The following is a 24226-nucleotide window of genomic DNA, read 5'->3' as shown; positions in this document are numbered from 1 at the left end:
CACCTGCCGGACCCCGCGTTACCCGTATCGTGAGAGGGGCGCGCCGGGGCGCCGGTGATCATCCAGGGGGCTACAAACAGAGGTTGGCACGACGTACATGATGGTGAACAGGGTGGACAGGACAGGGCTGCGCGCGGTCCCGGCGGAAATGCTGGCGACCGGTGACGTGCTGGCACTCCCCGACGGCGAAGAGGCGGCCGAGATCACCTCGGTCGGGGTCGAGAACGACGACTTCGGTGTGCCCGCGCTCGTCGTCGCGACCGTTGCCGGCGATCGCCGCATCACGATCGCCACGGGCTCGATGGTCTACGTGGAGCCCGCGGACGCCGAGATCGGGGTCTCCGCCGTCGCCGCCGACCACGGATCCCCCGAGGCGCTCGTCGCCCAGGTGGCCCAGGCGCACCCCGACAGCACGGACATCCAGAACGTCGCCGGTCGACTGGCCCGCGGCATCAACCTCAAGTCCGGCAGCAACCTCCAGGACCTGCACCAGCTCGCGCTGGACCTGTTCGTCGACGAGGGCGATACCGCAGCGGCGCTGAGCATCGCCGATCTGCTGGCAGAGCTGCCGTTCGACGGGAACTTCGGCCGCTGGAAGTGGATCGAGGGCGGCCTCGCGATCGCCGCCTACCTCACCCGGCACGACGAGGAACGCTCCCTCCGGTACTCGACGGCGATCCGTGCCGCCGACGACGCCGAGACGGACCCGCTGCGCGCCAAGACCAGCGCCATGTACCGGCAGCGGCAGCTCAACGAACCCAATGTCTACGACCCCGAGATCCTCCGTGCCTCGACCGCCGGGCGGATCGACGTCGAACGCGACTGGCGCGTGCTCCGCATCGGTGTGCTGCTGTACCTGAGGGCCCACGGCGGCTCGGAGACGCTGAGCAGGGACGTGCTGGAGCGTCGCATCGCCGCGGAGCTTGCCGCGGTCGGCGCGCTCAACGCCCAGCTCGCCGACCGGTAGCGGTCCGGCCGACCGCCGTCGGGCTGGCAAAATAGGGTGGTGCACCCACAGTCCCAGCAGTCCTCGTTCGCCTTCTCCGTCCACCACCGCCTCGAGGACACGACGCCGGGAGACGGAAGCGGGCGGCGGCACGGGCGCACCGGGACGATCACCACCCCGCACGGCGAGATCCGGACACCCGCCTTCATCCCGGTGGGCACGAAGGCGACCGTGAAGGCCGTGCTGCCCGGGGCGATGGCCGAGGTCGGCGCCCAGGCGCTGCTCGCCAACGCCTACCACCTGTACCTGCAGCCGGGCGCGGACATCCTCGACGAGGCCGGCGGTCTCGGCGCGTTCATGAACTGGCCCGGCCCCACCTTCACGGACTCCGGCGGCTTCCAGGTGATGAGCCTCGGATCGGGCTTCAAGAAGGTCATCTCCATGGACGTCCCCGTGGACGCCGACACGGCGGGTGCGGACGACCGCATCGCCGTCGGCAGGGAGCGCCTCGCGCACATCGACGACGACGGCGTCTGGTTCAAGAGCCACCTCAACGGGGACCGCCACCGCTTCACGCCCGAGATCTCGATGCAGGTGCAGCACCAGCTCGGCGCGGACGTCATGTTCGCGTTCGACGAGCTGACCACGCTCATGAACTCCCGCGGCTACCAGGAGGAGTCCCTGGAGAGGACACGGCTCTGGGCCCTGCGCTGCATCGCCGAACACCGGCGGCTCACCGATGAGCGGAGCCACCGCCCCTACCAGGCCCTGTTCGGGGTCATCCAGGGCGCGCAGTACGAGGACCTGCGCCGGAAGGCGTCCGCGGATCTCGGCGCCATGGACTTCGACGGATTCGGGATTGGGGGCGCGCTGGAGAAGGAGAACCTCGGAACAATTCTCGGCTGGTGCAGCGACGAACTGCCGGAGGACAAGCCCCGGCACCTTCTCGGCATCTCGGAGCCGGACGACCTCTTCACGGCCATCGAGAACGGTGCCGACACCTTCGACTGCGTCTCGCCCACGCGGGTGGCGCGCAATTCCGCGTTCTACACCCCGCACGGCCGCTGGAATCTCTCGAATGCCCGGTTCAAACGGGACTTCACGCCCCTCGTCGACGGATGTGACTGCTACACCTGCGGGAACTATTCGCGCGCCTACATCCACCACCTGTTCAAGGCGAAGGAAATGGTGTCCGCCACCCTCATCTCGATCCACAACGAACGATTCGTCGTCCGCATGGTCGACGACGCGCGTGCGGCCATCGAGAACGGGACGTTCCACGAACTGAAAGCCGAAGTGTTGGGTTCCTACTACCGATGAACCCCGATCCTCACAGGAATCTGCGGAATTCTTGTCGAATGCCGGATCGAATCACGGAAGATCGCTGATAATCTCCGACTGTACTTTCTTCCCGGTCAGAAACCCCTGGTTCCCGAACGTGGAGTCCACGGCAGGGAATGGGGGAACAATGCGGAGTCTCGCGCCGCTCGGTCTATGGGCGGCCGTGGGTGTCATCGCCCTTTCCGGATGCACGTCACCCCCTGCCGATGCGCCCGGCGCACCGGCATCGGGGCCGTCGGCCCCGGGATCGACGGCGGCGCCCGGATCGTCGGCCTCGGCGACGGCATCCGGGGCCGAGGCGACGGTCTCCGATCCGCCGGCAACGGTGCCCCCCGATCCCGGCCCCAGCGTCGAGGCAACCCTGGAGACCGGCACGGAGTCCGTGCCCGCGAATCCGACCGCCGTCGCCAACGAGGCCCTGAGCGATGTCGTATGCGCGGCGGATGCAGCGGGCGTCTGGTCCTTCTCCGGGACCCTGACGAACACGGCCGACACCGCGGTGACGTTCTCCGTCGTCGTCGCGGTCGGCAGCACCAGCAGCGTGGCCGGCCGCGCGAGCATCCAACAAGAAGTACCAGCCGGCGGCACGGCTGAAGTCCGCGCTGACGCCTTCGCCGATGAGGCCCCAGCATCTTCCACATGTCAGGCGGTTGTCTTCCGTTGAACCACTCACCCACGTCCCTCCCGGCGCGCGCGCTCGCTGTCGTCTCGCTGGCCGCGCTCCTTCTTTCCGGACTCGCCCCGGGTGCTGCTGCGGCGCCCGCCCCTTCCACCACGGGCACGCAGCAGAGCCCTCCCGCACCCACGCCCCCGGCGACAGCCGAACCGGCCACGGCTCCCCCTGCCGCCGGGCTGCGGACACCCACATCCGAGAGCCCCGAAGCACTTCCGGAGCCATCCACCTCCGGGTCGGTTCCGTCCGAGGATCCAGCACCAGTGGTGCCTGCGGTCCCGGGCCCGACCGAACCGTCGGACCAGGAATCGGCAGCCCCGGTCGGCCCTGGATCTGATGTCCCACTCGAGGGAACTGCTCCGGCCGTGCCCGAGGCGCCGGAGCCGACTGCGGCGCCGGAAGCGCGAAACCCCGGGGCCGCTGCTGCCGCAGCAGGTCCCTTCACCCCCATCGGAGGCATCGCCGCCAAGTGGCGGGCGCTCGGCGGGGCCACAGGCGTGCTGGGAGAACCGACCTCCAATGAGTCCTGCACTGCGGCAGGACTCTGCGTGGAGACCTTCGTCGGCGGGGAGATCCACTACACCCCCTCCACCGGAGCGCACGCTGTACTGCTCGCCTCCGGCAACACCGGCCCCCGGTGGGCGGCCACCGGCGGGCTGAAAGCCTTCGGCCACGCGATCACCGACGAACAGTGCACCACGGGTGGCTGCTCCCAGCGGTTCTCCAGCGGGATCGACCTCACGTGGAGCACGACGGCCGGGCACCAGCGGGTATGGACCCGGGGTGCCATCGGCGGCGCCCTGTACACCCTGTACGGCGGCTACGCGGCCATCGGCTACCCGTCCTCGGCCGAGGTCTGCGGCAAGCGGGACAACGGCTGCGTCCAGGAATTCGGCGGACTCCGGATCGTGTGGTCCGCGTCGTCCGGCGCCTACGGCGTCTGGGCTCCCGGAGCCATCGGCGGTGCGTACTCGCGGACCGGTGCAGAAAACGGCTGGCTCGGTTACCCGACGTCCAGGGAGATCTGCGGACTACGGTCGGCCGGCTGCAAGCAGACCTACCAGCGCGGTGTGATCGCCTGGTCACCGGCAACAGGCGCCCACATCAGCCGCGGCGGGATGCTCACCGCGTGGTCGGCCCGCGGTGCCCAGGACGGCGCACTCGGCTACCCCCTCGAGGACGAGGTGTGTGGACAGGCGAACGGTGGCTGCGTCCAGAAGCACCAGGGCGGCTCGACGTACTGGTCCCCGGCGACGGGCGGACATTCGACGAACGGCGACATCGGTGCGCGCCACCAGAATCTGGGCGCCCACACCGGCTACCTGGGCTACCCGCTGGAGGCCGAGGTCTGCGGTCAACGCAACGGCGGCTGCTACCAGCGGTTCCAGGGTGGCGTGATCTTCTGGTCCCCCGCCACCGGGTCCCAGCCCGTGCGCGGAGGAATGAAGACCCGATACGAATCGCTGGGCCGGCACCTGAGCTACCTCGGCTACCCCCAGACGCCGGAGCGCTGCGAGGGCGGCGAGTGCGTGCAGCCCTTCCAGGGCGGCTACATCTCCTGGAAGGCCTCCGGCAGCCGGGATCACCGGCACACCGAATGCACCACACTGAACGACGGGCGCTCCAAGTACTCCACGGGTGGCGCGAAGAGGGTCCTCCTCACCATCGCCGGCGGGTACGGCCGGAGTTCCGCCAAAGCCGTGTACTGCCAGAAGGTGGCAGGAAGCTATGTCACCGATTGGCAGACGGACGCGACGGTGGGAGCCAGCGGCTTCAAGCGGCCAGGAGTCCCCTCCGGGCCGACCCGCTTCAACTACTCCCCCACCGGGTCCTACTCCGTGACCGAGGCTTTCGGCCTCGGCAACCCGGGCACCGCACTGCCCTACCGCACGCTCAACCCCCGCTCACGCTGGGGCGGTAATCCCAACACGAGCACCTACAACAAGTACTTCGAGTCCTCCACCTGGGTGGGGTACGACGAGGACATGTGGTACTTCGCGACACGGGCAACCCACGACTACCGTCAGGGCGCCGTGATCAACTACAACCGGCCGCCGGACTCCCCGATCGTGCAGGATGCAGGCTTCGCCATCTTCCTGCACCAGAACAAGGTCCCGACGGCCGGGTGCATCGCGCTCGACGACTGGGCCGTCGTGGACTACCTGAGGAAATCGACCCCCGGGGACCGCATCATCATGGGCGTCGCAGCGGACCTGTTCCGGTAGCAGCCGGCCCGACCGCACGAGAGAACCCCCGACGGGAGACCGCCGGGGGTTCTCCCGTTCCACGGACCGTCGCGCCCGCCCCGAACGGCGCGGGTCCTGCGCCTACGATCCCTGGTCGACCGTGTCCGGTTCTGGTCTACACTGCGAATTGAACACGTTCGAAAAGGAGACCAGTGCCTTCGCAGACCGCCAAGAGCGAAGCGACCCGGGAGTTGCTGGTCTCCACCGCGCTCCGGCTGTTCCGCGAGCACGGCTACGAGAAGACGACCATGCGGGCCATCGCCGCGGCCGCGGACGTCTCCACCGGGAGCGCCTACTACTATTTCGCGTCGAAGGACGACCTCGTCCACGAGCTGTACCGCAGCCTCCAGGAGGAGCACCGCGCGCTCACGCTCCCCCGCCTCCACGAGGGCCAGAACCTCGGCGAACTCCTGCGGATCGTCCTGAACACCGGGGTCGGCGTGATGGGGCCGTATCACGACTTCGGCTCGAACTTCATCAGCATCGCCATCACGCCGTCCACGACGACGAGCCCGTTCGGCAGCGAGTCCGCCGTGGCCCGCGCCCGTGCCATCTCGCTCTTCCGGCAGGCCGTGGCGATGTCCAGGCCGCAGCCGCCCCTGGCCATCCGGGACGACCTCCCCGAACTCCTCTGGTACGCCTACATGGGCATCACCCTGTTCTGGGTCTACGACTCCTCCCCCGACCAGATCCGGACGCGCCGGCTCATCGACCAGGCCGCGCCGCTCATCTCGAAGCTCGTGATCCTCTCCCGGCTTCCCGTGGTCCGGAAGATCGTCGAGGAGATCGTGCAGCTGATCCAGGGGACCCGGCAATGACGGAGGACCCGGCAGTCACCGCCGACGACGACGCCGGGCGGCGCGCACCGAACCCCCGCCACCGCGTGACGTTCGGGATCGGCGCCGTCGCCGTCGGGTTCCTCGTGGGACTCACGACCCTCGCCCTGGCCTTCGCCCTCTCCTGGGGACCGGACGCCCCGGGCGTCTTCCTCCTGGCCCTCTGGTACGGCGTCAGCGTCGGCGTGATCACCGGCCTGCCCCTCGGCGTCGTGCTCGGGCTCCTGCTGCGCCCCGTGGCGAACCAGTGGATACACGTAGGGGTCTTCTTCGCCGTCTTCACCCTGGCCTCCTTCGCCGTCATCACCCTGCTGTCCCCCTCCCGGGTGCTCCTCGAGAGCCTCCCCATCGCCCTGGTCATCGGAGGTGCGGGCGCCCTCGCCCGAGCCAGCGTGTGGAAGCTGGTCCGCGTGCAGGAAATCGGGCGATGAACGACGACGCGACCCGTGGCACGACCATCGGAACGGTCGCCATCGCGGAGGCGCCCGACGGCGTCGACCACCCCACACCGGGACGTGTACTCGAGGGCCTCCCCGCGCCGGATCGGGTGGCCGCCCCGGAGCCGAGTCGGGCAGACTAGGAGGATGTCCGACACCCAGCCTTCCGCAGCCCCCGCCATCACCCTGACCATCGCCGGTTCCGAGGCGACGGGCGGCGCCGGAGCCCAGGCCGACCTCAAGACGTTCCAGGAACTCGGCGTCTACGGCATCGCGGCCCTCACCTGCATCGTGTCCTTCGACCCGAAGCACGAGTGGCAGCACCGCTTCGTCCCGGTGGACCAGCAGGTGATCGCGGACCAGCTCGAGGCCATCCAGTCCTGCTACCCCCTCCGCACCGTCAAGCTGGGCATGCTCGGCACCCCGGCGACCATCGACACCGTGGCCTCCGCACTGAAGAGCCAGGCGTGGGACCACGTGGTCCTCGATCCGGTGCTCATCTGCAAGGGGCAGGAGCCCGGCGCCGCCCTTGACACCGATGAGGCGCTCAAGGCGGACATCCTGCCGTTGGCGACCTTCGTCACCCCGAACCACTTCGAGGCGGAATCCCTCTCCGGCATCAGCATCGAATCGCTCGAGGACCTGAAGGAGGCCGCCCGCATCATCCACCGCCGGAGCGGCGCCGTGGTCCTCGCCAAGGGCGGCGTGCGCATCGCGGGCCCCGACGCCGTCGACGTGTACGTCGACGGCGAGACGCTCGAGGTCCTCTCCTCCCCGAAGGTGGGCGAGGTCGCCGTCAGCGGCGCGGGCTGCACCCTCGCAGCGGCGATCACCGCGGAACTCGCGAAGGGCGCGGCGCCCCTGGACGCCGCCCGCACCGCCAAGGCCTTCGTGACCGAGGGCATCCGCAACCGCGTCAGCTCCAACGCCCCGTTCGACGCCGTCTGGCAGGGCGGCGCGGGGTCCACGCGGTAGCCGGTACGCGATGGGCGCCGCTGGGCAGGAGGGCGCCGGAGCAGGGGACACCCCGGCGCCGGGCGATTCCCCCGGCGGGCAGGGGCCCTCGGAGCGGCACCCCAGACGCGACGACAGGCGCGGCGAGAGCGGGAACCAGCGCCTGGACCGCAACTGGCAGGAGATGCTGCAGGAGCTGCGCGTCATGCAGGCCGGCATCCAGATCCTGGCAGGATTCCTGCTGATCCTGCCCTTCCAGCGCCGCTTCGAGGAGCTCGACGACCTCCAGGTGGGCGTCTACCTGTGCCTGCTCTGCCTGTCCGTCCTGATCCAGGCCCTGTTGCTGTCCACGGTCACCCTGCACCGGGCCCTGTTCGGCCTCCATGTGAAGGGAACGCTGGTGGAGCACACCGCTGCGATCATCCCGTTCGCGACGGCCCTCGTGGGGGTGGTGCTCGCGGGGACCCTCTGGCTGGTCTTCGATATCGTGCTCGGCCGCACCGCCAGCCTCGTCGTGGCGGGGGTCCTCCTGGCCCTCGAAGCGATCCTCTGGGTCGCCTACCCCCTGGCCCTCCGCCGACGCGCGCTCAGGCAGCGTGGCTGACGCGCCGGCTTCGAGCCCCGGAGACGCACCGCGTCAGCCGGACCTCCTGTCTCAGCCCGAATGCGTCGCGAGGAACGCGTACACCTCGGTCTCGTCGACGCCCGGGAACGCCCCGGGCGGCATCGCCGCGAGCAGGTGCGAATGGGCGCGGGCGCTCGGCCAGGCCTGACCGGCCCATTCCCGTGCGAGTTCCGCGGGCGGCCGGCGGCAGCATGACTCGTCGGGGCAGAAGGACTTCTCACGGATGTCCGTGTCCCGCCCGCGGAACCATTTCACGTGCGCGTACGGCACCCCGATGCTGAGCGAGAACTCGCCGCTCGCGGCCCGCTCGGTCCGCGCCGTGCACCAGTAAGTGCCGCTCGGGGTGTCCGTGTACTGGTTGTAGGCGCGGAACTTGTCCTGGACGTCGAACACCACGCGGGAGGTCCAGCGGCGGCACGAGGGCTGACCCTCGATGGCACCGGTGTGGTCCTGCGGGAAGGTCACGCCGTCGTTCTCGTAGGCCTTGTAGATGATGCCGCTCTTGTGCGTCTTCTGGAAGTGGGTGGGGATGTCGAGGTGCTCCGTGGCGAGGTTCGTGAAGCGGTGCGCGGCCGTCTCGTAGGACACCGCGAAGTTGTCACGGATGTCCTCCACGGAGATCTCCTTCGCCGCCTTCGCCCGCTTCAGGAACTCGACGGTGGGCCGCTCGGGGAGCAGGAGCGCCGCCGCGAAGTAGTTGGTGGCCACGCGCTGGCGCAGGAATTCGCCGTAGTTCTCCGGGGTCCTGTGCTCCAGGACGTAGTGCCCGAGCGCCTGCAGCAGCACCGAGCGGGGATCGTGATCGGTCCGCTGCGACTGCGTGAGGTAGATGCGGCGGTTCTTGAGGTCCGTGACGGACCGCGTGGAATGCGGCAGGTCGCCCACATGGTGCAGGGAGAAGCCGAGGTGCGCGGCGATGTCCGCGATCAGGTGCTGGGACACGGGGCCCGCGCTGTACCCGACGGCGTCGAGCACGGTCTGCGCCTGGACCTCGATCTCCTGGAAGTAGTTGTTCCGCTCCCGCATCACGGCGCGCAGTTCGGCGTTCGCCCGCCGCGCCTCCTCCGGTGTGGCCACCTGCTCGTTCAACCGTCGCTCGAGCTCTCCCTGCAGGCCCACGAGCGACTCCAGCACCTCCAGCGGCAGCCGCGACGAGATGCGGACCTTCGGCAGCCCCAGCGACTCGTAGAGCGGGCCGCGCTGCGCGCGCTCCAGCGCGATCTCCAGGGCGGCCCGGCGCGACGGCGGCTCAGCCCCGAGCAGTTCGTCGATGGTCACCCCGAGTGCTGCCGCGAGGCGCTGGAGCATGCCGAGCTTGGGTTCCCGCTTGCCGTTCTCCACGAGGGACAGTTGCGACGCGACGGTGCCGACGGCGGCCCCGAGGTCGTCGAGGGTCAGGCCCTTTGCCTTGCGGAGATGGCGTACACGCCGCCCCAGGCTGATGAGGTCCAGGGCCTCGCCCTCGACGACCGGCGGAGTGGCGGAGGTCGCGGAGGAGGGCTGGGACCAGGCGGGAGTCGTCATTTCTTGACGATAAGCGAAGAAGTGCATTTCTTGCCAGGGTCAAAGGGTAGGAACCTCGGCAGAAGTGGCGAATCGTTGATTCCACACCCGCCGGGGCAGCCGGCCACCGACCAAGGAGACAGCAATGACGCAGGAACCCTCACCCTCGAATCCCTCCTCCACCGGGCTGCAGGGCGCGGCAGCGGATGCCGCCCGCGGACTGGACCTCGAGTGGTCGGCCGATGCGCGCTGGGAAGGCGTACGGCGCGACTACTCGGCGGCCGACGTCGTCCGCCTGCGCGGCAGCATCCAGGAGGAACACACGCTCGCGCGGCGCGGCGCCGAGAAGCTGTGGCGCCAGCTCACCGAGGAGGCCGGCACCGGCGGGTACACCAACGCCCTCGGTGCTCTCACGGGCAACCAGGCCGTGCAGCAGGTCAAGGCCGGGCTGCGTGCCATCTACCTCTCCGGCTGGCAGGTGGCCGCGGACGCCAACAACTCCGGGCACACCTACCCGGACCAGTCGCTGTACCCGGCGAACTCCGTGCCCACCGTCGTCCGCCGCATCAACAACGCGCTGCTCCGCGCCGACCAGATCGAATGGGCGGAGGGCACCTCGACCGTCGAGGACTGGCTCGTGCCGATCGTCGCCGACGCCGAAGCAGGCTTCGGCGGTCCGCTCAACGCCTACGAACTCATGAAGTCGATGATCCAGGCGGGCGCCGCCGGCATCCACTGGGAGGACCAGCTCGCGTCGGAGAAGAAGTGCGGGCACCTCGGCGGCAAGGTCCTGATCCCCACGCAGCAGCACGTGCGTACGCTGAACGCCGCGCGACTCGCGGCCGACGTCGCCGGGACGCCGTCGGTCATCGTGGCCCGCACTGACGCCGAGGCCGCTACGCTCATCACGTCCGACGTCGACGAGCGGGACCAGCCGTTCGTCACCGGCGAGCGCACCCCCGAGGGTTTCTACCATGTGCGCAACGGCCTCGAGGCGTGCATCGCCCGCGGCCGGGCCTACGCACCCTATGCGGACCTGCTCTGGATGGAGACCGGCACCCCGGACCTCGACCTGGCACGGCGCTTCGCCGAGGGGATCAAGGCGGAGTTCCCGGACCAGATGCTCGCCTACAACTGCTCCCCGTCGTTCAACTGGCGCAAGCACCTCGACGACGCCACGATCGCCACGTTCCAGCGCGAGCTCGGTGCCATGGGGTTCACGTTCCAGTTCATCACCCTCGCCGGCTTCCACGCCCTCAACTACTCGATGTTCGACCTCGCCCACGGCTACGCCCGCGACGGCATGAGCGCCTACGTGGACCTGCAGGAGCGCGAGTTCGCCGCCGAGTCCCGCGGCTACACCGCCACCCGGCACCAGCGCGAGGTCGGCACCGGCTACTTCGACCAGGTGGCCACGGCCCTCAACCCCGGCGGCAGCACGCTCGCCCTCGCCGGCTCCACCGAGACGCAGCAGTTCCACTGACCTCCCCGGCCGAGAGGGCAGGAAAGACCACGAAACCCGGGTCCGGGCGGTCATTCCTGCCCTCTCGGCACCCCGCATCGGCACCAGAACCCCAGGAGCACACCATGAACGACCCCTACACCCTGAACGGCATCACCCTCACCGCGCCGCCCATCCAGCGCCAGGGCGAGATCCTGACCCGCGAGGCACTGGACTTCGTCAAGGCGCTGCACCGGGCCACCCACAAGCGCCGCGAGGAGCTCCTCGACCACCGGTGCCGCCAGCGCAAGGCCGTGGCGGCCGGCGCGGACCCGCACTTCCTGCCCGAGACACGGCACATCCGTGAGGACGCATCGTGGCGGGTGGCCCCGACGGCCCCGGGACTCGAGGACCGCCGCGTGGAGATCACCGGCCCCGTGGATCGCAAGATGACCATCAACGCGCTGAACTCCGGCGCGAGGGTCTGGCTCGCGGACATGGAGGACTCCTCGACGCCGTCGTGGTCCAACGTGATCAACGGCCAGCTGAACCTCAGGGACGCCCTCGCCGGACGGATCGGGTTCACCTCGCCGGAGGGCAAGGAGTACCGGGTCGAGGGCCCGGCGGACACGCTGCCGACGATCGTCGTCCGGCCCCGCGGCTGGCACCTGCCCGAGAAGCACGTCCTCATCCAGGACGTCGCCGTGGCGGGCGGACTGTTCGACTTCGCCCTCTACTTCTTCCACAACGCCCGCACCCTGATCGATCAGGGCCGCGGCCCCTACTTCTACCTCCCGAAGATCGAGAACCACCTCGAGGCGCGGCTGTGGAACGACATCTTCGTCCAGGCACAGCATCTGCTCGGCATCCCGCAGGGCACCATCCGCGCCACCGTGCTGATCGAGACCATCACGGCGGCGTTCGAGATGGAGGAGATCCTGTACGAGCTGCGGGACCACGCGGCGGGACTCAACGCCGGGCGGTGGGACTACATCTTCTCCGTCATCAAGAACTTCCGCACCCGCGGCCCGCGCTTCGTCCTGCCGGACCGCAACGCCGTCACCATGACGGCACCGTTCATGCGCGCCTACACCGAACAGCTCGTCCGGGCCTGCCACCGTCGCGGCGCCCACGCGATCGGCGGCATGGCCGCCTTCATCCCCAACCGGCGCGACGAACAGGCCAACGCCCTCGCCCTGGAGAAGGTGCGGGCGGACAAGACCCGCGAGGCCGGCGACGGCTTCGACGGCTCGTGGGTGGCGCACCCGGACCTCGTGCCCGTGGCCATGGAGGTCTTCGACGCAGCCCTCGGCGACCGTCCGAACCAGCTCCACCGCCTGCGCGAGGATGTCCGCCCGGACGACGTCGCGCTGCTGGACATCGCCGCGACGCCGGGCACCATCACGGAGCGCGGGGTCCGCGAGAACCTCGAGGTCGGGGTGCGGTACATCGAGTCCTGGCTGCGGGGCAACGGCGCGGCCGCCATCAACAACCTGATGGAGGACGCCGCGACGGCGGAGATCTCGCGGTCGCAGATCTGGCAGTGGATCTACACGAGCGCCCTCACGGACGACGGCGAGGTGATCACCAGGGACCGGGTGACCGATCTGCTCGACGAGGAGTTCGCGTCCCTGGCGCGGTTCGACGGCGACCGGTTCGACGAGGCCCGCGAGGTCTTCGAGGAGGTGGCCCTCGGCATGGAGTTCCCGGCCTTCCTGACCGTGACGGCGTACTCGAAGTACCTGCGGGACGGGACGTCGCTCGTCGCCGCGTGATCCCTTGCGCGGGGGAGGGACGGCGCCCGACGGCGTCGTCCCTCCCCCGCGAACCGTCCTACGGGGCCGTCGGAGCGGGGGTGGGCGTGGAGCCTTCCTCCGGGGCGCAGGACAGTCCGGCGGGAGTGACGTCCATCCGCTCGGGCGGGACGACGCCCGCGTAGCCGGACCCGAGGATGACGTCGACCGTCCGGTCCTCGCGCTCGTCGGCCACGTAGATCGACTCGGGGATGGTGCGCTGCAGGGTGAAGGCGTTGGCGCGCCCGGCCTCGCCCGAGACGATGATCGCCGTCATGCCGGTGGGGCCGACCGGCCTGTTGGCGACCTCACGCACTGCGAAGGCCCGGCCGCGGAGTTGCTCCGCAGCCGTGCCCGCGAGTCCGTCGATGCTGGTGCTGTTGTAGACGTTGACGGTGATGGCGCTCGGGTCCTGGTAGTCGAACGGACCGGCGGGGCACGTGGACGTCGGTTCGGGGACCGCCTCGGGCGCACCGGTGCTGATGTCACCGCGCGCGATGCCGACGGCGACGTACACGGCGGCGGTCACGAGCCCGACGAGGAGCACGAGGACGAACCCGTGGAGGATCCTGCGCCCCGAGACCCGGCGGCGGCGATCGGCGTCGTCCTCCTGGAACACGGCGCCGAGATCCGTCTCGGTGATGATCCGCTGACCGTGCCACTCGGTGGGGTCGCGTCTGGCCTGCGCCCGCTGATGGCGCGGCGAGCCGTGCTCACTCATCGAGCACGAGGACTCTCGCGTGCAGGATGGCCCGCTGGTGCAGCGCCGTCCGGACGGCGCGGTGCAGGCCGTCCTCGAGGTACATCGTGTCGTTCCACTGCACCACGTGCGGGAAGAGGTCGCCGAAGAACGTCGAGTCCTCGGCGAGCAGCGCCCCGAGGTCGAGCGTGGTCTTGGTGGTCACCAGTTCGTCGAGCCGCACCTGCCGTGGAGCCACTTCCGCCCAGTCCTTGGGGGTCACACATCCGTGGTCGGGGTACGGCCGGCCGTCACTCACTGCTTTGAAGATCACACCTCTAGGGTAAGTAATTGCTTCGGCCAATGGAACGCGAGTCTCCGGCGGGCGATCATCTCGTGGCTCAATGGTTACGCCGCGGGGTCCGCCGGCAGTGGAGGCAGCTCGTCCGCGGCCGTCGGGTAGGAGGGTTGCGCCCCCGGGCGCTGGACCGTGTAGGAGGCGACGCGCACGGCGAAACGGACGGCGTCGTGCAGCGGCTCACCGCCCGCGAGTCGTGCCGCGAGTGCTCCCACGAAGGCGTCCCCCGCCCCCGTGGTGTCCACCGCGGACACCCCCGGGGCGGGCACCCGGCGGAGGGCACCGCCGTCGGCGACGAGGGCCCCGGCACCGCCGACCGTCATCACCACCGACGCGAATCCGACGGCGAGGAGGCCCTCGACCACGGCGCCGTGGTCCGTGGGCACCGGGCGCCCGAAGCGCGCGAGGACCAGCGCCCCCTCGTGCTCGTTGACCACCAGCGGATCCGCGCGGAGGAGCACGGGGCCGTCGAGGGCGATCACGGGTGCGAGGTTGACGATCACGCGCCCGGCGGCGAGACGGATGGCCGCGGCCGTGGCGTCCGCGGGCAGTTCGCCCTGGACGATGACGACGTCGGCATCCCGGATGGCGCCGGCGGAGGCGTCGACGAGTCGTGGCGTCATCCCGGCGTTGGCTCCGGGCAGCACCACGATGGTGTTCTCGCCGTCGTCGGCCACCTGGATGACGGCGATCCCGGTGGCTCCGCCGGTCCTGACGACGGCCCGCAGGTCCACGCCGGCCGTCGTCAGGACGGAGAGGGCGACGTCCGCGTACGCGTCGCCTCCCACGGCGCCGATCAGGGTGACCTCGGCACCCAGCAGGGCTGCGGCGACCGCCTGGTTGGCGCCCTTGCCGCCGGGCAGCACCGCCATCGAGCGGCCCGCCACGGTCTCGCCCGGCTGGGGATGCCGGTCTGCGGTGACCACGAGGTCCGCGTTGATCGACCCGACGACGACGATGCCCGACCTGGTGCTCATGCCGCGAGTCTTTCATGCCGGTCCCGTCCGGGCGCGCCCGGCACCGGTCGCGAATGGAGGGACCGCGCGAGGCGGAACATAATGGACCCATGCCTACGGACGCCCCCCTCGATCTGCTGCCCGCCGCCCCCGCCCTGCCCTCCCCCGGCCAGGGACAGCCCACCCAGGGGCTCCTGCTCGACGTCGACGGGCCGGTGGCCAGCCCCGTCACGCGGACGGTCCCCGCCGGGATCATCGCCGACCTGCTCACGCTCGCCGCAGCGGGCTGGCCCGTGGTGTTCAACACGGGCCGCTCGGACGCGTTCATCCGTCAGCAGGTGATGGAGCCGATGCTCGCCGCCGGCCTGCCGGCCGGGGTGACCTTCCACGCCGTCTGCGAGAAGGGTGCCACCTGGTTCTCGTTCACGGCCGACGGCGCCGGGGAGGTCTTCCTCGACCGCGGGCTCGCGCTGCCCACGAGCTTCGCCGACGACGTGCGGGACGTCGTGGAGGAGAAGTACTCCCACCTCATGTTCTTCGACGAGACGAAGCTCGCCATGGTCTCGGTGGAGCAGTCCCTCGACGCGGCGAACGCAGACTACCTCGAGGGCCAGCGCTCCTTCGACGAGGACGCCCTGGACATCATGCACAGCCATGACATGGGCGCCTGCAGGCTGGACCGGGAGGAGCCGGACAGCAAGGGGGACATCGAGTACCGCGTGGATCCGACGATCATCTCGACCGACATCGAGTCCGTCCGCGTGGGCAAGGACCTGGGCGCCGAGCGCGCCCTGGCCCTCGTCGCGCCGCTCATGGAGGTGCCCCGCACGTGGCGGACGGTGGGCGATTCGCGCACCGACTACGCCATGGCCGACTGGCTGCACGAGCAGGGGTACGACGTCGCGCACATCGACGTCCGACCGGCCGACGGCGTGCCCGCGAAGCCGTACGAGATCCTGACGGAGGGCGCCCTCATCCACGAGGAGGCAGGCGCCGCCTTCCTCGCACGCTGCGTCGCCTCCCTGGGGTAGGGACCGGCGCCGTCCCGGCGAGGCCGGGTCAGGCGGCGGATCGCGCCAGGGCGTCCTCGATGGCGGCGGTCACCTCGGGTGCCTCCGGCTCGACCGTCGGCGCGAACCGCGCGAGGACCTCGCCGTCGCGGCCCACCAGGAACTTCTCGAAGTTCCACTTCACGAGGCCGGGCAGGAGCCCGGTCCTGAACGTCGTCAGCTGCGCGTAGAGCGGGTGCTGGTCCTTGCCGCGGACGTCGCCCTTGGCCATCAGCGGGAACGTGACGCCGAAGGTCCTCGAGCAGAACTCGGCGATCTCGCCGTCGTTCCCGGGTTCCTGTCCCATGAACTGGTTGCAGGGCATGCCGAGGACCACGAGGCCCTCGGCCGCGTACCGGCCGTACAGCGCCTCGAGGCCGGCGTACTGCGGGGTGAAGCCGCACTTCGACGCGACGTTGACCACCAGGACGGGGTGGCCGCGGAAATCCCCGAAGGACTTCGTGCTGCCGTCGTTCATGGTGAGGTCGATCCCGTACAGGCCGGACGAGGACATGGTTGCTCCCTGAGGACTCGGTGGTGCTTGTGCTTCGTATCGTCGCACGCCGCGGATGGTTCACCGCATGGACGGAGCAAATCGGCCCGGGGGTACGTTGAACGGAACGGCGGCCCTCAGGCCGGCCGCAGGACACCGACAGGACGGGTCACCGGATGGGCATCATCGACACGTGGAAGACGCAGCTCCGAACAACCTTCACGGACGGTGATCCGGCCATCCCGCAGTGGCAGTTCGAGTTCGAGAAGGGCGACGACGCCGGGTACTTCCCGGTCGGTTCGGCCGTGTGGACGGTGCACAGCTCCATCACGCCCACCGTCGCGGGGATCCGGGCACTCCTCCTCCAGACGCTGCACCCGGGAGCCATGGCCGGCGTGCACGCCCACTCGAGCTTCCGGGAGGAACCGCTCGGGCGCCTCGCCAACACCATCCGCTGGATCTTCACGGTCACGTACGGGTCGACGGCCGCGGCCCGGGAGGGCTCGGCGTTCGTCCAGCGCCTCCACACCCGGGTGTCCGGGACGTACACCGACAGCCGGGGGGTCGAGACGCCCTATTCGGCCGCGGACCCCGACCTGATCCGGTGGGTGCACCTCGCGTTCACCGACGCCTTCGTGGCCGCGCACGCCGCGTACGGTGGGCCCATCCCGGGCGGCGTGGACCAGTACGTGGCGGAATGGGCGCGGGCCGGGGAGCTGATGGGGCTCGAGGACCCGCCGCGGTCCGCTGCCGGGCTCAGGGCGCAGCTCGCCGCGTTCGACGGCGACCTCAGGAACAGCGAGCAGGTGCAGGAGGCGCTGACCTATATCCGCCGTCCGCCCCTGCCCCGGTCCCAGCGCCTCGGGTACCGGATCCTGTTCGCCGGGGCGGTGGCCACGCTCGAGCCACGCCACCGCGAGATGCTCGGCCTGCGGGTGCCGTCCCTCGGACCCGTCCCGCTGCCGATCCGGCCGGCCGTACGGCTGGTCCTCGGGATGATCCGGCTGGGGCTGGGGCCGGAGGGTCCCGCGGAGGCCGCCGCGAAGAACCGCATCCGTCGCGTGGCAGGAACCGTCTAGACAACCGAGAGGTGGAGCCGCCCGACGACCGTATACCCGATCCGACGCCGGCGTTAGGCTCCAGGCATGCGAACGCTGCTCTTCGCTCCTGTGACCTTCAATCTTGCCGAGACGACCCGCATGATCATGATCGCGCGGGCGCTCGGCCCCGCGTGTCACGCAGTGTTCCAGGTGTACGAATCCCCTTATGTGCACCTCGTGCGCTCGGCCGGCTTCGAGGTGCGCCAACTCGGCCCCGGCCTGTCGAGGCGCGAGCAGGGCCAGGTTCTGGCCCTCGACCAGGGGCGTTCGCTCCGCCATCCGTTCTCCCCCGGGCTCGTCCGCGCCCGGGTCGATGCCGAGCGTCGGCTCCTCCGTGAGACCGGCGCCGAGGCGGTGGTGATGGGGACGAACGTCACCTCGCTCATCTCCGCGCGCGCCGAGGAGGTGCCGCTGTTCTACGCCGTCCCCTTCGCGCTCACCCGACCTCACCTGGAGCAGACGCGGCGGCTCGGTCTCGTCACCGGGACTGGTCCCCTCAGCGGCGTGACCGACCACGTCGCGTCGGCCGCCCTCCGCCTCGTCTACGGTCGGTTGCCGATCGCCCCGCGCGCCTTCCGCATCGTCGCCAGGGAGAACGGGGTACGCCCCCTGCGCACCGGGTTGGAGCTGTTCGAGGGCGACATCAACCTCCTGACGGTCATGGCCTCCGAACTCGAGGGATACCACCTCCCGGCGAACTACATCAGGGTGGGTCCGATCTTCGCGGAACTGCCGGGCGAGGTTCCCCAGCTGGTGCATGATCTCGCACATTCGGACCGACCACTCGTCTATCTGGCGCTCGGATCCTCGGGCAACCGAAGGACAGCGCTGCGCGCAGCCCACACGCTGGGCGAACTGGACATCAACGTCATCGCCCCCATCCGCCACTTCCTCACACCGGGCGATGTGGCCGGGTTGCCGACGAACGTGCACGTCGTCGACCTGTTACCCGCACACCGACTCGGGGGGCTCATCGACGCGGCGGTACTTCACGGCGGACAGGGCACGGTGCAGACTGCGTGCGCGACGGGAGTACCGTTCGTCGGCATCGGCATGCAGCCGGAGCAGGCTTGGAACGTCGCGGTGTGCGTGCGGCAGGGCAACGCGATCGCGGTGTCGCCCCGGGAGGCAGGCACCGAGCACCTCGCCGGCGCCGTGCAGCGGTTGCTCACCGACGGGTCCTTCCGCGCTGCGGCCGAACGGGAACGCCTGCTCCGTGCGGACGAGGACGGGCCCGCCGCTGCCGCGCGGGCCATCCAGAGACACCTGGGACCCGCGCGCTCGAGCGGTTGAGTCGGTTCGGGCACGGTGCCGGTAGGACGGCGGCAGCCCGCCGGTGCGGGGTGGTCCGTGGACTCCGTTCGCGACCACCGACCCATACAGAAAGGAACACCCCGGTCCGAAGACCGGGGTGTTCCTCATCGAGCCGACACCTCCGTAGAGAATGTCCCGACTCGGCACACAAGCGGAGGATGGGGGATTTGAACCCCCGAGGGCGTGAACCCAACACGCGTTCCAGGCGTGCGCCATAGGCCGCTAGGCGAATCCTCCTCCTTTGGAGCAGATACCAGAATACCCATACAACCGGCTCACGCCGAATCGCCCGGATCCGGCGGGGCAACAGCAGCGCTCCCCGGGCCCTGTTCCGCGGATTCGAATGCCACGCGATCCACTGTGTAGACTATTTCCCGGCCCCTCATGTGGTGTCATCCTGTGAACTCCCCCAGGACCGGAAGGTAGCAAGGGTAAGCGGGCTCTGGCAGGTGCATGGGGGGTCTTCACTTTAAGGACGCGGGCAGCGGGAGGTTCCACGGTGGCAGACACGGGCGCCGGCCGCTTCGCCCCGAGCCCCTCCGGCCGGCTGCACGTCGGCAACCTCCGCACGGCCGTCCTCGCGTGGCTCTTCGCCCGCTCCACCGGACGCCGGTTCCTGATCCGGGTGGAGGACCTGGACCGTGTCCGCGCCGGCGCCGAGGCGGAGCAGCTCGCCGAACTGGCGGCACTGGGCCTCGCCTCCGACGAGCCGGTCCTGCGCCAGAGCGGTCACACAGCCCGGTACGCCGAGGCGCTGGAGCGGCTCATCACCCAGGACCTCGCCTACGAGTGCTTCTGCACGCGGCGCGACATCGCGGACGCCGCGAGCGCCCCGCACGGCCGGCCCGGCTTCTACCCCGGCACCTGCCGCGCCCTCGGGGAGGACGAGCGGGCACGACGCCGGCTCGAGCGCAGCCCGGCGCTGAGGCTGCGCTCCGCCGTCGAGGGCTGGACCGTCGAGGACCTGCTCGCCGGCCGCGTCACGGCTCCGGTGGACGACGTCGTGCTGCGGAGGAACGACGGCGTGATCGCCTACAACCTCGCCGTCGTGGTCGACGACGCCGCCCAGGGCATCGACCAGGTGGTGCGGGGCGAGGACCTCCTCGACTCGGCCCCGCGGCAGGCCTACCTCGCCTCCCTCCTCGGCCTCCCGGTGCCCACGTACGCGCACGTCCCCCTGGCGGTGACGGCCGAGGGCCGCCGCTTGGCAAAGCGCGACGGCGCTGTGACACTGGAGGACCTTGCCGGACAGGGCTGGTCCGCGGCTGCGGTCCTGGACACGATCCTGGCCTCGCTCGGTCTTCCCGGCGGGAGTCTGGACGCGGCCCTCGCGGTGTTCGATCCGGGGCGACTGCCGCGCCACCCCTGGGTGGTCGACCCCGCCGTCCTGTTCCCCACCACCGCCGGACCGGCATGCAAACCGTCAGCACCAACCGATAAGGTTCATCCGTGAGTACAGCCCTCTACCGCCGCTACCGTCCCGAGACCTTCGCGGACGTCATCGGCCAGGAGCATGTCACCGAACCCCTGATGGCGGCCATCGACAAGGACCGCATCAACCACGCCTACCTGTTCTCCGGGCCCCGCGGCTGCGGCAAGACCACCTCGGCGCGGATCCTCGCCCGCTGCCTCAACTGCGCGCAGGGCCCCACCTCCACACCGTGCGGTGTCTGCGACAGCTGCGTCGAACTCGCCCGGAACGGCTCGGGCAGCCTGGACGTCATCGAGATCGACGCCGCGAGCCACGGCGGCGTCGACGACGCCCGCGATCTCCGCGAGCGCGCCACCTTCGCCCCCGTCCGGGACCGGTTCAAGATCTTCATCATCGATGAGGCCCACATGGTCACCTCGGCGGGCTTCAACGCACTGCTGAAGATCGTGGAGGAACCGCCGGAGCACATCCTGTTCATCTTCGCGACCACCGAGCCGGACAAGGTGATCGGCACCATCCGGTCACGAACGCACCACTACCCGTTCCGGCTCGTCCCGCCCGAACCCCTCATGGCCTACCTCGAGCTGCTGTGCCGGCAGGAGAACGTGCCGGTGGCCCCCGGAGTCCTCTCGCTCGTGGTCCGTGCCGGCGGCGGATCCGTCCGCGACTCCCTCTCCGTACTCGACCAGCTCATGGCCGGCGCGAACGAGTCCGGGCTCGACTACGAGCTCGCCGTCTCGCTCCTCGGCTACACGCACGCGACCCTGCTCGACGACGTCGTCGACTCCGTGGCCGCCGGCGACGCCGCAACGGTGTTCAACGCCGTGGACCGCGTGATCCAGACCGGGCACGACCCCCGGCGCTTCGTGGAGGACCTGCTGGAGCGGTTCCGCGACCTGATCGTCATCAACGCGGTCCCCGAGGGCGCCGCATCCATCCTGCGCGGCGTCCCCGACGACCAGCTGAACCGCATGCGCACGCAGGCGAACCAGCTCGGCGCCGGCGAGCTGTCCCGCGCCGCCGACGTCACCAATGCCGCCTTGAACGAGATGACCGGCGCCACGTCGCCGCGACTGCACCTCGAACTGCTGTGCGCACGCCTGCTGCTCCCGGCGGCGGATGCCTCGGTACGCGGCACGCTCGCCCGGGTGGACCGCATCGAGCGTCGCCTCGAGTACGCCGCCGGGACACCCACCGCCGGCAGCGAACCCGCCGCCGCGCCCACCCCCGACGCCGTGGCGGAGCCTCCGAAGCCTCCGCGTCCGCGGCTCGACGGCGTCCCCCGGACCGCCGAGGAGGCAGCCGCCCGCTGGTCGCTGCCCGTCGCCGACCCGGCCGCTCCCGCAGTGCCCGCAGCCGCTCCGGGCGCGCAGTCCCCCGCCATCCCCGCCGCGGCCCGTGACCGGCAGCCCGGGACTCCTGCGGCGGACTCCTCGCCCGACTGGGGTGGCAACTGGGGTGTCTCCACCCCCACTGCCTTCGCCGATCCGGCATCCGAGGCGAAGACGGCGGAGCGCCCCGCGGCAAGTGCTCCGGGCGGGCCCGGCACGCCGGGGGCCCCCGCGGCAGGTGTGCCAGGCGTGCCCGGTGCGGCAGATGCTCCGAACCGACCGGACACTCCCGACACTCCGGGCACGGCAGTCGTTCCGGATGCCGCAGGAGCTCCGGATGCCTCCGGCGAAGCAGCGACCACCGACGCGACCCCGATGCTCGGCGCCCCGGCGCCGGGCGTGCCGGCGAGTGCCGACGACCGCGAGGAACACCCGGCTGCAGACGAGCGCAGGCCCGATCGACCGGGCGCGCCGTCAGGGGCGGGCCCCGCGGAACCGGCCTCCTCCGTCGATGGTGGTCCGCGGCGCGAGGGTGATCAGGCTCCGCGATCGTCGGGCCCGGAGAACCGGCAGGGCCAGCAGCCCGACAGCGCGCCCGGACAGCAGCCCAGTGCCGATCCCGGCCGGCAGCCGAAGACCGGCGGCGGGCCGCAGCCTCCTACCGAAGCCGCCCGGCAGCCCGACGCGACACGGGACCACCACTCGTCCTCGCAGCATCCTGCGCCGACCCCGGGCGGTCCGGCACCGCAGCAGGAATCCCGGCGGCCCGACCAGGGCCAGCAGGGGCAACCCGCTGCATCCGGCGGCAACATCGAGATGATCCGACGTGCCTGGCCCGAGATCATGGACGAGGTCGCGCACATCAAACGCGCCACCTGGCTCATCGTGAACGTCTCGGCCAAGCCCCGGTCTTTCGAGGGCAACCAGCTGGTCCTCGCGTTCGTGAACCAGGGCAACGCCATCGGGTTCCAGCGCGGGCCCCACATGGACAACCTGAAGCAGGCGATCCACAAGGTCCTCGGCCTCACCTGCTCCATCGAAGCGGTCCATGACGCCGGCGGGTCGGGTGAGTCGGGCCCAAAAGTACCGGCCCGCACGGCGGGCCCGGGTAGCAGCCCGAGCCCTGCTTCCTCCACGCCAGGTCACGGGAGCAATCCGCCCGCACCTCGGGAGGGCACTCGACCGTCGACGGACACAGGAACCGCAGGGAACGCGGGACCGGGAGCGTCGTCGCCCACGGGCCCTGCGCCGCACGACGCCGAAGCCGGCACTCCGACGTCGTCGTCGCCGCACCCTGCGCCGCGGGAGGCCGGGGCCGCTCCTGCTGCGCCGTCACCAGATGGTGCGGCACCCGATCGATCCACCGGCACCCCCGACCCGGCCGGCCACCTCGACGCGGGGGCGGTAGGCGCCCCGGCGGGACCGGCCGGCGATCCGTTCTCCGGCCCGACGCCGACCGCCGGCCCTGCCGGTGGCGTGATCCCTGCTGCTGCATCGGCAGCCCGGCCGGACACGGGCCACGCCGCAGGCCCGGACCGCGCGACCGCCCCGGACGCCGAGGGCACGACCGCTGCCGAGGGAGCCGAGGGTGCCGTCCGCCCGGACCGGAATCCCCCGCCTCCAGCGCGGCCGGCCGTGCAGGCCTCCACCCGCCCGACGCCGGTCACGGACCCAGACCGTCCCGGCACCACGACCTCCACTGCCGCACCTGCAGCGCGCTGGGCCACCGGTGGGGCCACCCCTCCGAACCGCGCGAAGGAAGCGGCGCCGATCGAGGCTGCCACCCGCGGTGCCCGTCCGGCCGAGCGCTCGGCATCGGGGGCCGCGTCCGGGTCGGCGCAGGCCGGTGCGGAGGCGGTCAGCGCCTGGGACCCCTCCATGTCCGACGACTCCTGGGCCCTCGTCGAGCCTCCCGAGGAAGCCTTCGATCCCGGGCCGGGCTGGGGCTCCGTCCCGGAGGATCCCTATGACCGCGGCGCCGCAGCACCACGCGGGGCCGGAGGAACCCAGCGGCCCTCGGCCCCGACACCCGCACCCGATACGGCGAGCGCCCGGGGCGCGGACCCGCAGCGCTCCCAGCGTGCGCCGCTGTCCCAGGGCCCATCCGCGCCCGGCCCGCGCGCCACACCGGGGGGAGTTGCGACGAATCCGTCCACCGCGCCGGTGGCGTCCCGATCCGTCGTCTGGAGTCCGCCGGGCGCTGCCACGCCACCAGCAGCCGACGACGACCGGGCGAAGCCACCGACGCCTCCGGGCGGCACCGCTGCGGAGACGGCACACCCGTCACCCGCTGCACGCACCACGGCTCCCGTCCAGCCCAGGACGCCGGTCGTGCCCCGCTTCGCGGCGCCCGGCCCCGCCGTCGCCGGCGCCCCGACGTCCGCACCCGACACGGCGGCACCGGCCACGGCGTCGCCCGCCGGCACGGGACCGGACCGCCCGGTCGCGGCCGGCGACGTCCGGCAGAAGCCCGTCAGCCGCTACCAGCAGCTGCTCGACGCCGCCGAACGGAAGCGCGCCGAGGAGGCAGCCGCGGCACGGGGCGCGGTCGATCTCCGCTTCGTGGAGGACGAGCCCAGTGCGGACGACGAGACCGTCGAGGAATCGGGACTCGTGGGACGGACCGCGATCGAGCGCATCCTCAACGGGCGCCTCATCGAGGAACGCAGCCTCGACGGCCAGTAGCGGGCGCCCGACGTCGGGACCGCCCACGCTCAGG

21 protein-coding genes, 1 tRNA gene and 1 other RNA gene are annotated in these 24226 nt (G+C 71.0%); 16 read left to right on the top strand and 7 right to left on the bottom strand.

All coding sequences use genetic code 11. From position 1 onward, the window contains the following. The first annotated feature begins 112 nt into the window (after positions 1-112). Together MWM45_RS01830 and tgt are read left to right on the top strand one after the other, a co-directional pair. On the top strand, positions 113-967 hold the full coding sequence (locus MWM45_RS01830) for a DUF6707 family protein (protein WP_247827883.1): 855 nt from the start codon (positions 113-115) through the stop codon (positions 965-967). 39 nt (positions 968-1006) lie between these two features. After that, complete coding sequence (tgt, locus tag MWM45_RS01825; RefSeq protein WP_247827882.1) at positions 1007-2266, top strand: tRNA guanosine(34) transglycosylase Tgt; 1260 nt, start codon at positions 1007-1009, stop codon at positions 2264-2266. Between the two features lie 51 nt (positions 2267-2317). Here tgt and MWM45_RS01820 read toward each other — a convergent pair whose 3' ends face one another. Then, positions 2318-2848 carry a hypothetical protein gene (locus MWM45_RS01820; RefSeq protein WP_247827881.1) on the bottom strand — a complete coding sequence of 177 codons (531 nt, stop codon included), beginning with the start codon at positions 2846-2848 and terminating at the stop codon, positions 2318-2320. A 78-nt stretch (positions 2849-2926) separates the two neighbouring features. Here MWM45_RS01820 and MWM45_RS01815 point away from each other — a divergent pair, with 78 nt between their 5' ends. The 6 genes from MWM45_RS01815 (at position 2927) to MWM45_RS01790 (ending at position 8037) form a co-directional block, all read left to right on the top strand. Continuing rightward, entirely contained in the window at positions 2927-5185 is a 2259-nt protein-coding gene (locus MWM45_RS01815) for a L,D-transpeptidase family protein (RefSeq protein WP_269076569.1), read from the top strand. 173 nt (positions 5186-5358) lie between these two features. Beyond that, a complete protein-coding gene (locus tag MWM45_RS01810) occupies positions 5359-6024 on the top strand; it encodes a TetR/AcrR family transcriptional regulator (protein ID WP_247827879.1) in 666 nt (221 codons plus the stop codon). Continuing rightward, entirely contained in the window at positions 6021-6473 is a 453-nt protein-coding gene (locus tag MWM45_RS01805) for a hypothetical protein (RefSeq protein WP_247827878.1), read from the top strand. The genes MWM45_RS01810 and MWM45_RS01805 overlap by 4 nt, the downstream gene beginning before the upstream one ends. Continuing rightward, positions 6470-6622, top strand: a complete 153-nt coding sequence (locus MWM45_RS01800) for a hypothetical protein (RefSeq protein ID WP_247827877.1) — start codon at positions 6470-6472, stop codon at positions 6620-6622. Before MWM45_RS01805 ends, MWM45_RS01800 begins: the two co-directional genes overlap by 4 nt. A gap of 4 nt (positions 6623-6626) precedes the next feature. Next, a complete protein-coding gene (locus tag MWM45_RS01795) occupies positions 6627-7454 on the top strand; it encodes a hydroxymethylpyrimidine/phosphomethylpyrimidine kinase (protein ID WP_247827876.1) in 828 nt (275 codons plus the stop codon). A 10-nt stretch (positions 7455-7464) separates the two neighbouring features. Further along, the gene (locus tag MWM45_RS01790; RefSeq protein WP_247827875.1) at positions 7465-8037 is read left to right on the top strand and encodes a DUF6328 family protein; all 573 of its coding nucleotides are present in this window, start codon (positions 7465-7467) and stop codon (positions 8035-8037) included. Positions 8038-8088: 51 nt separating this feature from the next. Here the strand turns inward: MWM45_RS01790 and MWM45_RS01785 are convergent, their stop codons facing one another. Further along, positions 8089-9609 (bottom strand): helix-turn-helix domain-containing protein, encoded by a 1521-nt coding sequence (locus MWM45_RS01785; protein ID WP_247827874.1) that lies wholly within the window; start codon positions 9607-9609, stop codon positions 8089-8091. A 97-nt stretch (positions 9610-9706) separates the two neighbouring features. Here MWM45_RS01785 and aceA point away from each other — a divergent pair, with 97 nt between their 5' ends. Together aceA and aceB are read left to right on the top strand one after the other, a co-directional pair. Then, on the top strand, positions 9707-11044 hold the full coding sequence (gene aceA, locus MWM45_RS01780) for an isocitrate lyase (protein ID WP_247827873.1): 1338 nt from the start codon (positions 9707-9709) through the stop codon (positions 11042-11044). Between the two features lie 104 nt (positions 11045-11148). Further along, positions 11149-12777, top strand: coding sequence for a malate synthase A (gene aceB, locus MWM45_RS01775; RefSeq protein ID WP_247827872.1), 1629 nt, complete (start codon positions 11149-11151; stop codon positions 12775-12777). Between the two features lie 58 nt (positions 12778-12835). Here aceB and MWM45_RS01770 read toward each other — a convergent pair whose 3' ends face one another. The 3 genes from MWM45_RS01770 to MWM45_RS01760 all read right to left on the bottom strand — a co-directional run bounded on the left by MWM45_RS01770 (position 12836) and on the right by MWM45_RS01760 (position 14809). Then, on the bottom strand, positions 12836-13516 hold the full coding sequence (locus tag MWM45_RS01770; RefSeq protein WP_247827871.1) for a LytR C-terminal domain-containing protein: 681 nt from the start codon (positions 13514-13516) through the stop codon (positions 12836-12838). Then, positions 13509-13808: a type II toxin-antitoxin system VapB family antitoxin gene (locus MWM45_RS01765; protein ID WP_247827870.1), complete on the bottom strand. Its 300-nt coding sequence runs from the start codon at positions 13806-13808 to the stop codon at positions 13509-13511. The genes MWM45_RS01770 and MWM45_RS01765 overlap by 8 nt, the downstream gene beginning before the upstream one ends. Before the next feature lie 74 nt (positions 13809-13882). After that, on the bottom strand, positions 13883-14809 hold the full coding sequence (locus tag MWM45_RS01760; RefSeq protein ID WP_247827869.1) for a ribokinase: 927 nt from the start codon (positions 14807-14809) through the stop codon (positions 13883-13885). An 89-nt stretch (positions 14810-14898) separates the two neighbouring features. Between MWM45_RS01760 and MWM45_RS01755 the strand changes: the two genes are divergently transcribed. Next, positions 14899-15819, top strand: a complete 921-nt coding sequence (locus MWM45_RS01755) for a Cof-type HAD-IIB family hydrolase (protein WP_247827868.1) — start codon at positions 14899-14901, stop codon at positions 15817-15819. Positions 15820-15847: 28 nt separating this feature from the next. Here MWM45_RS01755 and MWM45_RS01750 read toward each other — a convergent pair whose 3' ends face one another. After that, positions 15848-16351 (bottom strand): glutathione peroxidase, encoded by a 504-nt coding sequence (locus MWM45_RS01750; RefSeq protein WP_043443163.1) that lies wholly within the window; start codon positions 16349-16351, stop codon positions 15848-15850. Positions 16352-16506: 155 nt separating this feature from the next. Here MWM45_RS01750 and MWM45_RS01745 point away from each other — a divergent pair, with 155 nt between their 5' ends. Both MWM45_RS01745 and MWM45_RS01740 read left to right on the top strand, forming a co-directional pair. After that, positions 16507-17409, top strand: a complete 903-nt coding sequence (locus MWM45_RS01745) for an oxygenase MpaB family protein (RefSeq protein WP_247827867.1) — start codon at positions 16507-16509, stop codon at positions 17407-17409. Between the two features lie 66 nt (positions 17410-17475). Further along, positions 17476-18723 carry a glycosyltransferase gene (locus tag MWM45_RS01740; protein WP_247827866.1) on the top strand — a complete coding sequence of 416 codons (1248 nt, stop codon included), beginning with the start codon at positions 17476-17478 and terminating at the stop codon, positions 18721-18723. Positions 18724-18896: 173 nt separating this feature from the next. On the opposite strand, the gene MWM45_RS01735 is transcribed toward MWM45_RS01740, so the two are convergent. Next, positions 18897-18981, bottom strand: a tRNA-Ser gene (locus MWM45_RS01735). Between the two features lie 136 nt (positions 18982-19117). Here MWM45_RS01735 and ffs point away from each other — a divergent pair. The 3 genes from ffs to MWM45_RS01720 all read left to right on the top strand — a co-directional run bounded on the left by ffs (position 19118) and on the right by MWM45_RS01720 (position 24192). Continuing rightward, positions 19118-19213, top strand: an RNA gene (ffs, locus tag MWM45_RS01730) — signal recognition particle sRNA small type. Positions 19214-19243: 30 nt separating this feature from the next. Further along, positions 19244-20197 carry a tRNA glutamyl-Q(34) synthetase GluQRS gene (gene gluQRS, locus MWM45_RS01725; RefSeq protein ID WP_247827865.1) on the top strand — a complete coding sequence of 318 codons (954 nt, stop codon included), beginning with the start codon at positions 19244-19246 and terminating at the stop codon, positions 20195-20197. After that, on the top strand, positions 20194-24192 hold the full coding sequence (locus tag MWM45_RS01720) for a DNA polymerase III subunit gamma and tau (protein WP_247827864.1): 3999 nt from the start codon (positions 20194-20196) through the stop codon (positions 24190-24192). The genes gluQRS and MWM45_RS01720 overlap by 4 nt, the downstream gene beginning before the upstream one ends. Positions 24193-24226 lie beyond the last annotated feature (34 nt).

The sequence above is a fragment of the Arthrobacter antioxidans genome, assembly GCF_023100725.1.
GTDB lineage: Bacteria > Actinomycetota > Actinomycetes > Actinomycetales > Micrococcaceae > Arthrobacter_D > Arthrobacter_D antioxidans.
This window is presented reverse-complemented; position numbering and strand designations above follow the sequence as displayed.

Excerpts from the sequence above, each read along its gene's own strand:
- MWM45_RS01820 (WP_247827881.1), bottom strand. The coding sequence starts at position 2,848 with ATGCTCGCGCGGCCGGCCACGCTGCTGGTGCTGCCGACCGCGACGACG.
- MWM45_RS01815 (WP_269076569.1), top strand. The coding sequence starts at position 2,927 with ATGTCAGGCGGTTGTCTTCCGTTGAACCACTCACCCACGTCCCTCCCG.
- MWM45_RS01805 (WP_247827878.1), top strand. The coding sequence starts at position 6,021 with ATGACGGAGGACCCGGCAGTCACCGCCGACGACGACGCCGGGCGGCGC.
- MWM45_RS01800 (WP_247827877.1), top strand. The coding sequence starts at position 6,470 with ATGAACGACGACGCGACCCGTGGCACGACCATCGGAACGGTCGCCATC.
- MWM45_RS01795 (WP_247827876.1), top strand. The coding sequence starts at position 6,627 with ATGTCCGACACCCAGCCTTCCGCAGCCCCCGCCATCACCCTGACCATC.
- MWM45_RS01790 (WP_247827875.1), top strand. The coding sequence starts at position 7,465 with ATGGGCGCCGCTGGGCAGGAGGGCGCCGGAGCAGGGGACACCCCGGCG.
- MWM45_RS01785 (WP_247827874.1), bottom strand. The coding sequence starts at position 9,609 with ATGCACTTCTTCGCTTATCGTCAAGAAATGACGACTCCCGCCTGGTCC.
- aceA (WP_247827873.1), top strand. The coding sequence starts at position 9,707 with ATGACGCAGGAACCCTCACCCTCGAATCCCTCCTCCACCGGGCTGCAG.
- aceB (WP_247827872.1), top strand. The coding sequence starts at position 11,149 with ATGAACGACCCCTACACCCTGAACGGCATCACCCTCACCGCGCCGCCC.
- MWM45_RS01770 (WP_247827871.1), bottom strand. The coding sequence starts at position 13,516 with ATGAGTGAGCACGGCTCGCCGCGCCATCAGCGGGCGCAGGCCAGACGC.
- MWM45_RS01760 (WP_247827869.1), bottom strand. The coding sequence starts at position 14,809 with ATGAGCACCAGGTCGGGCATCGTCGTCGTCGGGTCGATCAACGCGGAC.
- MWM45_RS01755 (WP_247827868.1), top strand. The coding sequence starts at position 14,899 with ATGCCTACGGACGCCCCCCTCGATCTGCTGCCCGCCGCCCCCGCCCTG.
- MWM45_RS01750 (WP_043443163.1), bottom strand. The coding sequence starts at position 16,351 with ATGTCCTCGTCCGGCCTGTACGGGATCGACCTCACCATGAACGACGGC.
- MWM45_RS01745 (WP_247827867.1), top strand. The coding sequence starts at position 16,507 with ATGGGCATCATCGACACGTGGAAGACGCAGCTCCGAACAACCTTCACG.
- MWM45_RS01740 (WP_247827866.1), top strand. The coding sequence starts at position 17,476 with ATGCGAACGCTGCTCTTCGCTCCTGTGACCTTCAATCTTGCCGAGACG.